The 12,871-nt window shown below is 43.5% G+C and carries 11 protein-coding genes; 3 read left to right on the forward strand and 8 right to left on the reverse strand.

Annotated elements, in window-relative coordinates; translation table 11 throughout:
• The first annotated feature begins 521 nt into the window (after positions 1-521).
• The gene (locus ACFQRK_RS20630; RefSeq protein WP_379010043.1) at positions 522-1,997 is read left to right on the forward strand and encodes a M43 family zinc metalloprotease; all 1,476 of its coding nucleotides are present in this window, start codon (positions 522-524) and stop codon (positions 1,995-1,997) included.
• Positions 1,998-2,318: 321 nt separating this feature from the next.
• Here the strand turns inward: ACFQRK_RS20630 and ACFQRK_RS20635 are convergent, their stop codons facing one another.
• Positions 2,319-2,543, reverse strand: a complete 225-nt coding sequence (locus ACFQRK_RS20635) for a hypothetical protein (RefSeq protein WP_379010045.1) — start codon at positions 2,541-2,543, stop codon at positions 2,319-2,321.
• Between the two features lie 217 nt (positions 2,544-2,760).
• On the opposite strand from ACFQRK_RS20635, the gene ACFQRK_RS20640 reads away from it, so the two are divergent.
• Complete coding sequence (locus tag ACFQRK_RS20640; RefSeq protein ID WP_379010046.1) at positions 2,761-3,426, forward strand: hypothetical protein; 666 nt, start codon at positions 2,761-2,763, stop codon at positions 3,424-3,426.
• Positions 3,427-3,533: 107 nt separating this feature from the next.
• Here ACFQRK_RS20640 and ACFQRK_RS20645 read toward each other — a convergent pair whose 3' ends face one another.
• From ACFQRK_RS20645 to ACFQRK_RS20660, 4 genes are read right to left on the reverse strand one after another with little or no spacing between them, the layout of a single operon-like run.
• On the reverse strand, positions 3,534-4,025 hold the full coding sequence (locus ACFQRK_RS20645; RefSeq protein WP_379010047.1) for a lipid-binding protein: 492 nt from the start codon (positions 4,023-4,025) through the stop codon (positions 3,534-3,536).
• A 21-nt stretch (positions 4,026-4,046) separates the two neighbouring features.
• Positions 4,047-4,664 (reverse strand): DUF5011 domain-containing protein, encoded by a 618-nt coding sequence (locus ACFQRK_RS20650; RefSeq protein WP_379010048.1) that lies wholly within the window; start codon positions 4,662-4,664, stop codon positions 4,047-4,049.
• Between the two features lie 26 nt (positions 4,665-4,690).
• Positions 4,691-6,205: a SusD/RagB family nutrient-binding outer membrane lipoprotein gene (locus ACFQRK_RS20655; RefSeq protein WP_379010050.1), complete on the reverse strand. Its 1,515-nt coding sequence runs from the start codon at positions 6,203-6,205 to the stop codon at positions 4,691-4,693.
• A gap of 11 nt (positions 6,206-6,216) precedes the next feature.
• Positions 6,217-9,396: a SusC/RagA family TonB-linked outer membrane protein gene (locus ACFQRK_RS20660; protein WP_379010051.1), complete on the reverse strand. Its 3,180-nt coding sequence runs from the start codon at positions 9,394-9,396 to the stop codon at positions 6,217-6,219.
• A 494-nt stretch (positions 9,397-9,890) separates the two neighbouring features.
• On the opposite strand from ACFQRK_RS20660, the gene ACFQRK_RS20665 reads away from it, so the two are divergent.
• Positions 9,891-10,163, forward strand: a complete 273-nt coding sequence (locus tag ACFQRK_RS20665; RefSeq protein WP_379010052.1) for a hypothetical protein — start codon at positions 9,891-9,893, stop codon at positions 10,161-10,163.
• Here ACFQRK_RS20665 and ACFQRK_RS20670 read toward each other — a convergent pair.
• The 3 genes from ACFQRK_RS20670 to ACFQRK_RS20680 form a co-directional block, all read right to left on the reverse strand.
• Positions 10,151-11,431, reverse strand: coding sequence for a sensor histidine kinase (locus ACFQRK_RS20670; RefSeq protein WP_379010054.1), 1,281 nt, complete (start codon positions 11,429-11,431; stop codon positions 10,151-10,153). The two genes, ACFQRK_RS20665 and ACFQRK_RS20670, sit on opposite strands and share 13 nt — an antisense overlap.
• Positions 11,432-12,106: a response regulator transcription factor gene (locus tag ACFQRK_RS20675; protein ID WP_379010055.1), complete on the reverse strand. Its 675-nt coding sequence runs from the start codon at positions 12,104-12,106 to the stop codon at positions 11,432-11,434.
• 262 nt (positions 12,107-12,368) lie between these two features.
• Entirely contained in the window at positions 12,369-12,776 is a 408-nt protein-coding gene (locus ACFQRK_RS20680) for a hypothetical protein (RefSeq protein ID WP_379010057.1), read from the reverse strand.
• Between the last annotated feature and the right edge of the window lie 95 nt (positions 12,777-12,871).

The following is a 12,871-nucleotide window of genomic DNA, read 5'->3' on the forward strand; positions in this document are numbered from 1 at the left end:
GGTGAATAACACCGAAGCAGCCTGCAATCATTCTGCACTAGTTGTTGCCGAAGTTGTGTAGGTATTGTTGCCGATTATTGTGTACTCTTATTTGCCAAAAGTTGTGTATTCTTATTTACCGATTACACGGGGAAGTCAAACATTTGGATATTAACATTTATTATTTAAATTTACCAGACTAATAACTTTAATAAACCAAGTTAGGATGATATTGCCTAATCCTTATAGAATAGTACAACAATTAGGCTGCTTATAATAAAAGTTAACATCTACCAATTAAATAAACACTACCGAAGTTTAACAAATTTATAGGGGCGTGGACGAAGCTTTACCCTGCTTGGAACATTTACTCCATACCTGTATTCGTATGCTATCATATATTTGGCTCGAACATTTTGTAATGTCACCCCACTTAAAATTATTAATGTATTCCGAAAATATAAGATTTGGTTAATAAGGTATCCGTCATCCGTTCTGATATCCACGAAACTAAATCAAAATTACTATTAACTAATACAGCTATGAATTTATTTTTTAAATTCCGACAAATAGGCATTTATATCACCTATATATTTATTATATCGCTCGCCACGGCCTGTCACAAGATAGAAATAAACGAACCCATTTTATCGGACGTTAGTGAACTAACGCAAAACAGCCGGTATATATTGCAGGATTCAGTTGGATTAAATTGTGGAACAATTGCCTCCCAAGATTTCTTAACCGAACGTCTAGGCATTAAAACTTATAATCTTAGCTCTATAACAGATAAGATCTTTATGGTCTATTTCCACGTTATTCGCAAAAGTGATGGGACAGGAGGGTTAACCACTTCTCAGGTAAATCAGGTTCTGTCTAACCTGCAAATTGGGATGGAACAGACAAGCATATGTATAGTTGAAAAAGGGCGGTCCTTCATTGATAACAATACATTCTTCTCCGGTAATCCCGACGCGAACTTTGATAATATTGTGGCCACCAACAGACAAAGCAATGCAATAAATGTTTATTTGCTACCTACGGGCGCAATTTCATTCGGTAAAGCAGACGGGATTCCTTCAAATGCTTTGGTACTTTCCGGGTCATATGTGTTGACCCCGGTAGTTGCTCATGAGTTCGGTCATTGCCTAGGACTTTTTCACACTCATCGAGGAACCGCTGGCATTGAGCTAGGAGGTGGGCCAGCTCAATGTCCTGAGTTGGTCAATGGCAGCAATTCGTCCACCTGTGGTGATTATGTTACAGATACACCTGCCGACCCCAAGCAATGGTCAATTTCTAGTTGTGCTTACATCGGTACCGGTACTGACGCAAATGGCGCGCATTACTCGCCATTAACGGACAATGCAATGTCCTATGTGTTACCAAGTTGTTTACAGAGTTTTACGCCACTGCAAATAGCCAGGATGCATACGGCGATTGATAATAGTGCAATCCTAAGAAACGCGATGAGTCAAATTACCGGTCCTAACATTGTTTGTACAACCGGAACTTACAGCATAAGCAATTTTCCCTCTGGTGCTGCTATTACCTGGAGCGTAAGCGGAAATATCAACATTTCCGGCCCAACTAATAATAGCACTGTAAGTGTAGCCAAAATTTCAGATGGCCCAGGTTCAATTACCGCGCAAATCACAACGTCATGTGGTACCATCTCCGTCACCAAATCTGTGATAGTGGGAACCGGTCCAATGTCTGTTTCCTACAATTCAGGGATTTTTGTTCACCGTTCGATCACTAATTGTGCTAATCTTCAAGAAGGAGATATGGCTAATTGGTATGAAGGAGATATTCAGATTGAGCAACCGTTAGACGGCACCGTTACTTGGACACGAGTTGGCGGCGGAGTTAATGCACAGATAACAGGCTCTGGCCGTCTATATCATATCGGCATGAGATCTGGTCAAGCAACGTATAATTTGACTATTACCAACGGATGTGGTTCTATTACTAAAACTATTACATTCTACACCAACAACGCAACGGCCTGTCCTTAAATAAAAGTTGATTTTACGCACGCGAAGGAGTCTAAAATGTATAAAGTGATTCTAAAGTTATTGGTTTAATATCATATTGTTTTACCAGAATAAGCCCGATAAAATACCGGGCTTATTCCATTTAAAATAACTTCTCTCCTTTGATTGTTATAATAGTACAGTCTCCCTTTAACGTGCAAAAGAAAAATCGGTTGGATATGATTTGGCCACTCGAACGAGATTCCTACGCACCCCTAGAAGTTCACCGTATCCGCCCTATAAACTATATATTTGATTTTTGAACCAGATTTTTATAGTTCCGGAGATCGTTCTTTTAAGTTTTTATAATTTATGGTCTCGGTGTTTTCGCATCCCCCTCCGTCTGGAGATAATCCCTGGAGCTGCCAAATGTGGGCAACGGGGTGCTGCTGTGCCGGACTGGGCTGTAATCGAAAAGCCCCGTTTCCCCAGCGTGATGCTGTACTGTGTGCAGAATTCCTTCCGCGTTAATCCTCTCTCCAGCCGTTGACAGACCAGGGCAGACTGGTATTCTTTATACTCTTTCATATCCTTAATATTCTGAGAGTAAAGCCAAAGACCGATTGATCAGAAAATATACAGTTGGTCGGCGGCGGATACGTTTCACCCGATTCTGTTTCCTTTCAGGTCGAACAAGAACTAAAAGTCAGGACTGGGTTTAGTCTCCGCAATGGACACGGATATCCTTTTGTTTTATAATTAAAGCAGTCGTATCTTTAATTTTGTAAAATAAAAATCCCAAGTCATGAAAAAATTCTTAATCAATTCAATGTTTAGCATGTTATTGCTAACCTACGCTGCAACCACACTTGCGCAACGAGAGATATCCATTGGGGATTACCTCTCGCCCACTTACGCTCCAATGCTAATCAATAAAAAAACGGATTTACGAGCGTCTCCGTTTTTAAGTGCAGATTGGCTAGTCGGAGATGTAGTCCTGGACGACGGAAAAACATATCAGAACGTCAAGTTTAACTACGACCAAGCCTCCGAATCACTTGTCATTGAAGTAAACGGCAACACATATGCTCCGAATAGGCAGGTAAAAAAGTTTACGTACTTGGATAACGGAGATACCGTGGCTTTTAAAAGCGGCTATCTACCGGAGGACCAAACATTAGTTGAAGTCTTATATGAAGGAAACACCACTCTGCTGAAGCACACCAAAAAATCTAAAATTCAGCGGGAAGACCATTTTACGGGCAACACCGAAATCAATTTCGTACCAAGGACAGATTATTATCTGGTTAAAGGAAATGAGCTACGAAAAGTGTCGGCCACTGAAAAAGGGATATTAGATGCGTTGGCTGATAAAAAATCTGCTTTAAAAAGCTATGTGAACGAACGTCATGCCAACTTAAAAGACGATCGTGTTCTTGCAGCTCTTATCGAATATTATGATTCGTTGTAATAACCTATTGGAATAGCGAAAGAGCAAATATTTGTAATTCAAAAAAAATGGCAAAGCGATTTAAAACCGCTTTGCCATTTTGGTTTCAGGCTCTGTCGACAAGCCAATTACGGCTCATCCTCCAAAAAGCCGGTCCGCTTATATCCAGATATTATCCAGGGCGTTTCTATTTGCACGCCATCTTCATCAACATCGTCACTAAATTTCAGTTCGAAATAAATGGAATCTGTTGGCGTGTTCGATCCAGGGCCTCTCGCTGCGCCTTTAAGAATCTTACCATTTGCGACTTCAAATGTCATATCGTAATACTCATTTTGAGCAGGTGTAGACGTAGAAAAAGTCATGTTAGCAAGATCAACACTTACTTTTCCTTTTGTTTCCCAGAAAGATTCCAAATCATCCAACCACATTTCTGTGGCACTATTTGCTGCAGTGTTATACGTTGAGAAATGCGCATCATAGGAGTCACCTCCCCTCGACGCGGTCACATACCATTCACCTGCCATAGCTTCTACAGCCGTTCCCCCCACCTCTTCTTCCTTTTGGCAGGAAGTGAAGACCAGTGTCGATAAAATAAAAATACTTACTATCTTTTTCATATGAATATTTTCTAATAGCGGTTATTGTTTCGTCCAATTTCTCGGCACATCTATTAGTCCGTTTTGATCCAGCAACGAAACCGTTAATGCCAGAGCATTACCTGTCAATGTACCAGAACCCAACACTCTGCCAAATGATGTATTTGTAAGTGGGAGTATCAAATCTTTGCCATTGCTTGTCAATATATAACAAGGGACGGGACTAGGGCCCCAGAGATTATTCATGTAATAAAAACCCGGAGCATATTTTGTTATTGTACCAACGTAGACATTACCGTTATATTTATAACTGCCCGCTATGTTGACACCTTCTTGTTCCGCCGCTGGAATTACCGCAACGATCCTTGTCACAGATCCGGGGTAACCATCATTATTAACCGCAGAATATTTTACTTCATATACACCAACGGTGTTAACGTTCACATTTCCGCTAACAGTTACCGGTTTTTCTTCCTCACCCTCCTTAGCTACCGCTCCCTCATCAACAAACTCCTCTCCGAGCGGAACCGACATGTATGCATCACCGTTTAATTGGATATCCACAAACTGGGTTTCGAAAGAGACTCCTTCCGATTCTAATTTTTCGCAGCCTTGCAGCGCCACAATTGTCGCTACCAAGCCCCATATATATTTTCTCATTGTCATTTCTGTTTAATAACACAAAACTATTTCTTGTCCCACCAAACTTTGGTTGTGATAGGTACGATAGCAGGAACATTCGGATTGCGATTCCGCTCATCCTGCGGAATAATTAACCTTTTGGGATATTGCCCGCCTGTTACACCATTCTTCGGATAAACAAACTGTCCGGCTACATATGACAGGTCTGTTGAATATACGGGGCTGGTTCTCGGATATCCTGTTCTATTCTTTTCAATAAAGCCTTCTAGTGCATGAGCTCCGGGAAATGAGGCCCATTTCTGCACAATAATTGCTTCCAATTTCGCTTCAAAGTTACCGGACGTAGGGTAAGCATATACACCGTCGGGGGCAGTAAAATCAGCTGCTCGATCCCCAACCCCGTATTGCGCAAACGCGGCTTCAACACCTCGGTTGTAGAGCTCGATTGCCCCTTCACCCTCGTAATAACGCTCCAATGCCTCAGCTTGCAAAAAATAAGACTCAGCTTCCGAAATAAAGTAAACTGGGTCAACTGCCGCTGCTTTGGCAACAGATATATCAGCTAAATCCGGATCTGGGTTGTTGTAGTCACCTTGATGGTTTCCTGAATACGTTGATGCTCCCGCAGTCGTCGTAAAATATGAGCCGATTCTAGGGTCGTCATTCGCCTCTAAAAAGGACAAAAAGGTAACACTTGCCCGTAGATTCGTTGTTGTATTCAATCTCCTGAAGTTGAACTCGTAAAACGGATTGCTTTTGTCTTGGGTACCTTCAAAAATCGCCAGTTCGGCATCGGTATCTAAAAACTGTGCACCATTGTCATACATGGCTCGTATTCCTGCCTCTGCTTCCGCTGGCTGGGCATAGACCATTCTAAGGTATAACTTTAACTTCAAGGTATTAGCAAATTTCACCCAATTGGCCATGTCAAATTTAAAAACCACATCTAAAGCCTTCTCTTCATCTTCCATGTTGGGATCCACCGGATCTGCACCCGCTTGTAATGCAAGCGCGTTATCTAGTTCTGCAATCAACTTCTGATAAATCTGATAACCCTCCTCATAGGCAGGTGTTAGGTTTTCTACTCCTTGAAAAGCCTCGTCATAAGGAAGTGTATCATAAAGGTCGACCATCACTTGATAGGTATACGCCTTCATCACTGTGCCCATCAAAAGGTAGTGCCAATCTTCGGTTTCCTGCGCTTTTTGAATAACAAAATGATAGTCATTCAGCGCACCCGAAAATACTTCATTGAACCGGCCGTTCAGATTACTTTGATTTACATTATATGAATCAAAATCCCGATATTGGTTCGAAACTGAGCTTTGTGTCCAATACTGTGCCCAAATACCGCCCAATATGGCATATTCCCCTCCCAAAGCACCCGCAGTAGAAGCTACAGCTGCAGGAAATACTAATTCTGGTGTACCTTTATCTACCTCAGGATTATTGGGATCCTGATTAATATCCAATGCCTTTTCGCAAGCACTGAATGTTAGTAGGGAGCCCAAACCAATGGTGGCTATCCTTCCCTTCAAACTCTTTATATCTATTTTCATCTTTCAGTCAATTAAAACGTTGCCCTTAATGATAAACCATAAGACCTAGTGGTTGGTCCGCCTGCGAACTCACCTAAATCGCCCCTAAGGTCATTGTTATACGTACTAACATCGGGATCTATAAATCCGTTTTCTGCAGGCACCCACAACAACAGATTGCGACCAAATGCCGTTAGAGATAGCCCATCCAAGCCGATACGAGACGCAATTGTTTTCGGGAACGCATAAGATAGCGTCACATCCCGTAAGCGTAAGGACGTTTTATCCAATACCGTCCTGCGAGACTCGGTTTGCGTGGTGGAACCGTTGTTGAATAGCGAATAATAGTTTTCTACAGATATAGGCGTTGTGTTCTCTACATAAGAAACATTACCTTCGGAATCCGTTATTTCATTAACCGAGTTCGGGAAAACATACGGATTTCTATCGTTATACGTGGTTCTCACTGAGTTTCCTATAAAGTCAGTAAGTTGGGACGTATAACTCCAAAATTTCCCTCCTTTGCGGTAGTCAAATGCGAAGCCTAAACTCCAGCTGTTCAATCGGAGGGTATTGGTTAACCCCATGGTAAAATCACGCTGGCTATTTCCGAAAACCTCTTTGTCGTCTGCTTGAAGCGGAATACCATTTGACGGATTAACAATAACATTACCATTCGGATCGCGTTTTTCAACTGGCCCTTTATACACTCCTAGCGGTTGTCCTTTGACAGCAACGAAGTCGACATCATAACCGCTGGCAATCACCACTTCATTAAGGCCTTCCGGCAGTTCTATTACTTTATTGCGGTTACGCGCAAATACATAGTTCAAATCCCATGAAAAGATATCTGACTTAACAGGTGTCACATTGAAAGCCAATTCGATCCCTTTGTTTTCCACCAAACCGAAGTTCATTACGAGAAAGCCGTATCCGGATGTATGTGCGATCGGCACTGGTAGTATCTGTCCGTCTGTACGTTTGTTGTAATAACTAAAGTCAAAACCAAGGCGATTATTCAGAAACCGTACATCAGCACCTAATTCGTATTCCGTAGTTATTTCTGGCTCTAAGGCACTGTTGCCAATCTGATTTGCGACCTCGAATGAACCGACGCCACCTAAGGGGAAGGTAATATTACCGAAACCAAGCAGCACATCGCCACCGGTGAGTAACGAACTCAGCAAATAAACCCCGGCGTCGTTACCGGTTTGCCCCAAACTAGCCCTTAATTTAGCAAAGCTGATGCCGTTGTCTTTCAATGAAGGGGCTAAATCTGTCAGGACCAAGCTTAAGTTTGCGGCTGGATAAAAGAAAGAATTCTTGCCGATCGGTAACGTTGAAGACCAGTCGTTTCTTGCATTCAGCGAGAGGAATAAATAATCGCGAAAACCAAAGTTTGCTTGAGCATACGCACCAAACAACCTTCTCTTTGTATAATCTGCCGAAGTTGTAGGAGGCGCAGATGAATTGGAAAGGTTGTAAAATCCTGGTACCGTAAGATTCGCAATAGAGGACGTCTGTACTCGGGTCTCACGTTGGTTGTAGTTCCAACCTAATAAGCCGTCGAACGTAAAATCCTCATTGATCGGAGCGTTGAAATTCAACAATATGTCCGTGTTGAATTCGCCGTAATACCGGGCTTCTTCCATAACCCCGCCGACATCCGCCTGACGGGACGCGTTCGGACTATTGCCATCAGGTCTGTTGATGGCCTGCCAGTCTTTCAGGCGTGAATTTGTGAAATCACCTCCGACTCGGACGGTTGAAGAAAGCCAATTGGCAAATTCATATCCGAGTTCGGCATTTCCATAAACCCGATCGCTATTAAAGTCGTTGCCGTTTTCGTTTAACACGAAGTACGGGTTCTGTGCATAAGGCGTATAGAAGGTGTTAATGTCATAAAATTTTGCTTTGTAATCTTTGCCATCCACAATGCTGATATCCCGCGGAAACTGGATAAGTTCCTGGAACATAGTCGCCCCTGTATTAGTGCCTTGCCCGGTTGCTATAAATTTGGCTTTTCGGCCAACATAATTGAGTGACCCAGAGGCCGTAAATTTCTCATATTTTGTAGAACCCCGAAGGCTTACCGTATTCCGCTTGTAGGAATCCGCATCGGTGGGGACAATACCGTCGCTTGAAATGTTTCCATAGGATAAATAAAACGTAGAACGTTCATTACCCCCACTGATTGCTAAGTTGGTATTTAGTTCCGTCCCCGTGGTATAAAAATCACGGATATTATCCTCCAATGCTACGAAAGGTTTTACGAGACGTGCATTGTCTACCGTATTTCCCCAAAGTCTGTTGGCTCCGTCAAGACGCGGCCCCCAGCTTCCCTGCTCAATTGGATCAAATATGCCGCTCCAGCCTTGTCCGAAGGTATTTTGGAGTCTAGGTAGCATTAATATGGACGATAGCGTGGTTGAATGATTCAGGTCGACGGAAATCTTGCCGGCCTTCCCCTTCTTGGTTGTTATAACAATAACACCATTAGCAGCACGAGAACCATATAAACTCGTTGCTCCTGCTCCTTTTAATACGTTAATAGATTCAATGTCCGCGGGATTGATATCATTCGCATTGTTCCCGAAGTCCGTAGAACGATTGACGGGCTCCGCTTCTCCAAACGTACTGTTATTTACGGGAACCCCATCGATTACATACAGGGGTTGGTTATTTCCTGTAATCGAAGAATATCCACGTAAAACCACTTTTGTTGATGCACCGGGTGCGCCAGATTGCGAAGTAATATTTGCACCAGCAATTTTACCCTGTAAACCGTCGAACATACTAACCGGCGAGGTCCTGGTAATGTCTTCCGAATCGACTTTCGTAGCTGAATACCCCAAACTTTTCGATTCCCGAGAAATACCGAGTGCCGTAACCACCACTTCTTCCAACGTAGAAGCATCTTCCGCCAACTGAATATTAATAGTCGACTGGCTTCCTATCGTTACTTGCTGCGTGGCATATCCCAAAAAACGGAATTCAAGTTGGGATATCGACGCCGGAACGTCAATCGAAAACATCCCTAACTCATCCGTTTGTGTCAAGGCACTGCCACCAACAGCCATTACCGAAACCCCTGATATCGGGGCACCGTCCGTCGCTGAAGTCACTCTACCACTGATTCTCCTGTCTTGGGCATAGGCTGATCCAATCAGCAGTATCCCCAACATAAAGAAACATAGTAATTTTTGTTTCATGTGTTTGTGAATTTGGTTAAAAAATAGTCGTTAAAAAAAGTGTTGAATTACCCCAATAGTCCTGCATATCGTCGACAGGGGGGCGCGAATAAAAAAGCAAAAAATCGTGAATTACTCTCCTGGTTTAATGACGAGCCGGTACCGTCTACTTTCTATGGTCCTTGTCCGATACATCACTTTACTCTCCTTAAATAGGTAGCCACAATGATAAATGTCGAAATCTTACGGGTAATTAATTTGGCCGAACACCGATATGTTTGTATCGATTTGGTAGATGCCAATTACAAGTGCTTGTCGCGTAAAAATTACCCAATAGTTTGTGTCTACGTGTGCTGTTTTCTATGTGTGTGTTAGTTATCGCTGCGCCAAAAATACAACATAATCTTTCAACAGCAAAAAATTCAAAAAAAAAAGTTAAAAAATGTTAATTCATGTAGGAGGCTGATATCCAAAAAGATTTTTAGTACTTTCGTTACAATAATTTAAAAGAAGCCATGCGTGCAAAAACCATTTTCATCATCGTAGTAACCGTATTGGTCACGGTCGTACTCATGAAAAACATGGATGAAGTGAATTTTTGGATATTCGGAACCCGTACCGTCCCAAAACTGGCCGTGTTGGGTACCATGTTCTTCATTGGTGTGATTGTGGGGTATCTGTTGGGACGCCCCAAAAGAAAACAGCGAAATCTGGAGGAACCTGCGGCCGACCCGAGCTTCGAAGTCAACAAGCCCCTGGATCCGGCGGACGAGGATTACATCAGGTGAGGCAGACGGAAATACACGTGGTGCAGCCCGTTAGCGTAACGGTACCCTACTTCTGCCTGATACAGCTGGGCAATCGCTTTAACCACGGCCAGTCCGAGACCGGTAGAAGACGACTGGTCTGCCGACCGATAAAAACGGGCAAACATTTTTTCGGAATCCAACGGTTGTGGCTTGCCGGTGTTGGCGATTTCAAATCCGTCTTTTTCGATGGTAACGGTAACCCGCCCCCCGTCATGGTTATGGACAATTGCATTCTTTAACAGGTTCGAAATCAACACATCGGCGAGATCCCCATTAAAAAGCCGTTGGAATTTTGCTTTTTCAATTCTGTCTAAGGTGATATTCCGATAATGGAGAAGTTCCTCAAAGTCATCGACGTGAAGCCGTAATCGCTCGTTGAAATCCACCATCTCTTCCTTCGGGAATTGCCGGTTCTCAATTTTGGAGAGCAGCAGCAGCGACTTGTTGAGCCGGGTCATCCGCTCCAGGTATTGGATGGCATTTGCCAGTAATTGTGCCTGCCCTTCCTTCCCCTGGGATTGTTCAAGCAATAGCTCCAGCTTATTTATAGCGATGGCCAAGGGCGTTTGCAGTTCATGTGAAGCATTTTCAATAAATTGTTTCTGCTGTTGGAATACCGCAATATTGGCTTTGAGCAGCTCCGCAACCGTATTATTCATATCCTGAAATTCCGTCACTTTGGTCTGTGGTGGATTAAATGTCTTATCCTCCCCTAGCTTAAACCCTCTCAACGCATGTTGTAATTGATAGAATGGGCGCCATATTTTGCGAAGTACCCAATTGTTGATAATGAATGCGCTTGCAATCACCGCGACATAGAGCCACAGCAGCGCGTGCAGTAGGTCAGCAACCAGATCATCGCCCTCGACCATGGAGGTGATGATCTTTAACTCGTAATATTGTGACTGCGGCGTGGAAAAATACGTGGTGAGCATACGCATAATTTCGTAGTCCTCTTCATACTCCATGTACATGGCGGTGTCCCTGAACTCCTCGGTAGCCTGCAAGGCGAATTCGCGATCCACAGGACGTATTGCATAGTTGCTTTCGTCAAATCGGCTTTTGGCTAACAACGACGTATCACGGCTGGCTTTCTTTATGATGAGCATTTTGTAATTTTCCAGGCCATCGTCAATGCTATCATACACTTCATCCATCATGCTGAAATAAAAAACCACAGCCCAGATGCTCAGTATAAACACCAGCGAAGCCGACAGGTACAGCAGCGTATGATTGAGCAGCTTCATCTATACGGTTAACTTATAACCGACTCCATAGATTGCCTGAATCTCCAGGTTAGCGCCGTGGTCCTTTAACTTTTTCCGCAGGTTCTTGATTTGGGAATAAATAAAATCGAAATTGTCCGCATTGTCCATATGGTCTCCCCAGACGTGTTCTGCCAACGCAGATTTATAGATTAATCGGTTCTTATTGACAACAAAAAAAGCTAATATATCGAATTCCTTCCGGTTAAGGTGAATCGCCTCACCATCCACGCTCAATGCTCGCCCGTTGAAATCCAACTCCATGTTATTCAATTTGACGACGTTCCCCCCATCCAGTGCTTTCCGCCGCAAAACCGCTTTAATGCGTGCGTTGAGTTCGGCCAAATGGAAAGGCTTTGTCAGATAGTCATCCGCACCCAGATTCAATCCCTCCAACTTATCATCCAACGAATCTTTGGCCGAAATAATAATCACATTATCCCGCTTCTGCTTGGACTTCAATGCTCGCAGTAAATTCAGGCCGTTTCCATCGGGCAAGCCCACGTCCAGCAAAATACAATCGTAATCATACAATGCGATTTTCTCCATGGCGGAGTGAAAATCCGCGGCTGACTCGACAATATATTGCTCCTTCTGCAAAAATTGGACAATATTATCCCGCAAGCCCTGCTCGTCTTCGATGATAAGTAGCTTCATGTCTCAAAGATATCACGAAAATCTGTAAAAAGGCTGGAGGAAGAAGATTGGTTAGGATACGCAAAAGCAACCTAGTGACGCGGACCGCAGGGAGCGTTACAGTTGTGTTGCGTATCCTAACCAATTGGGGGGGGGGGTAAATAATGGTAATAGGTACGTTCATTGCTGGTGTTTTCGGCCTACGGCAAATCAAGCCTCGGAGACGTAAGCGAGGCGCGGCGGGTCCCAGCTTGCGAGCAGTAGGCCGAAAAACACTAGCCCTTTACTTCTTTAGGTCTTCCTTTACTTCTTTCGCGGTTTCATCGATCTTTTCGCCTACCCTCTTGGCCGCGTTCTTTACGTCGGTAGCGGCAGCTTTCGAAGCTTCCTGTACTTCTTCTTTCGCGTTTTTCACGCCCGCTTTGATACCCTCTTTTGCATCTTCAAACGTGGATTTGGCGTTGTCTCCCAATTCTTCTGCCTTCGCACCAATCGTATCACCCGCTTCCTCCAATGTGTCCAATACGGAGTCTACTTGTTCGCCTACGGTATGGTCGTGATCATGCCCATCGTGATGGTGATCATGTTCCGCATGGTCATGGTCGTGTGTTTCGGTTCCGGACGTACCATTGTTGCAGGCGGCAAAAAACAAAGCTCCGGCAAATAAGGCTGTCAATGCTATTTTTTTCATGTTTAATAAATTTTTATGAATGCTGTAGAAACAATTGTTATACCAAAATGTTTTTTGCGCTATCGCGTACGGTTTTTGGCAGTCCACTTTCGGCC

This window comes from Parapedobacter sp. GCM10030251 (assembly GCF_042666505.1).
GTDB lineage: Bacteria > Bacteroidota > Bacteroidia > Sphingobacteriales > Sphingobacteriaceae > Parapedobacter.

Excerpts from the sequence above, each read along its gene's own strand:
- ACFQRK_RS20630 (WP_379010043.1), top strand. The coding sequence starts at position 522 with ATGAATTTATTTTTTAAATTCCGACAAATAGGCATTTATATCACCTAT.
- ACFQRK_RS20635 (WP_379010045.1), bottom strand. The coding sequence starts at position 2,543 with ATGAAAGAGTATAAAGAATACCAGTCTGCCCTGGTCTGTCAACGGCTG.
- ACFQRK_RS20640 (WP_379010046.1), top strand. The coding sequence starts at position 2,761 with ATGAAAAAATTCTTAATCAATTCAATGTTTAGCATGTTATTGCTAACC.
- ACFQRK_RS20645 (WP_379010047.1), bottom strand. The coding sequence starts at position 4,025 with ATGAAAAAGATAGTAAGTATTTTTATTTTATCGACACTGGTCTTCACT.
- ACFQRK_RS20650 (WP_379010048.1), bottom strand. The coding sequence starts at position 4,664 with ATGAGAAAATATATATGGGGCTTGGTAGCGACAATTGTGGCGCTGCAA.
- ACFQRK_RS20655 (WP_379010050.1), bottom strand. The coding sequence starts at position 6,205 with ATGAAAATAGATATAAAGAGTTTGAAGGGAAGGATAGCCACCATTGGT.
- ACFQRK_RS20660 (WP_379010051.1), bottom strand. The coding sequence starts at position 9,396 with ATGAAACAAAAATTACTATGTTTCTTTATGTTGGGGATACTGCTGATT.
- ACFQRK_RS20665 (WP_379010052.1), top strand. The coding sequence starts at position 9,891 with ATGCGTGCAAAAACCATTTTCATCATCGTAGTAACCGTATTGGTCACG.
- ACFQRK_RS20670 (WP_379010054.1), bottom strand. The coding sequence starts at position 11,431 with ATGAAGCTGCTCAATCATACGCTGCTGTACCTGTCGGCTTCGCTGGTG.
- ACFQRK_RS20675 (WP_379010055.1), bottom strand. The coding sequence starts at position 12,106 with ATGAAGCTACTTATCATCGAAGACGAGCAGGGCTTGCGGGATAATATT.
- ACFQRK_RS20680 (WP_379010057.1), bottom strand. The coding sequence starts at position 12,776 with ATGAAAAAAATAGCATTGACAGCCTTATTTGCCGGAGCTTTGTTTTTT.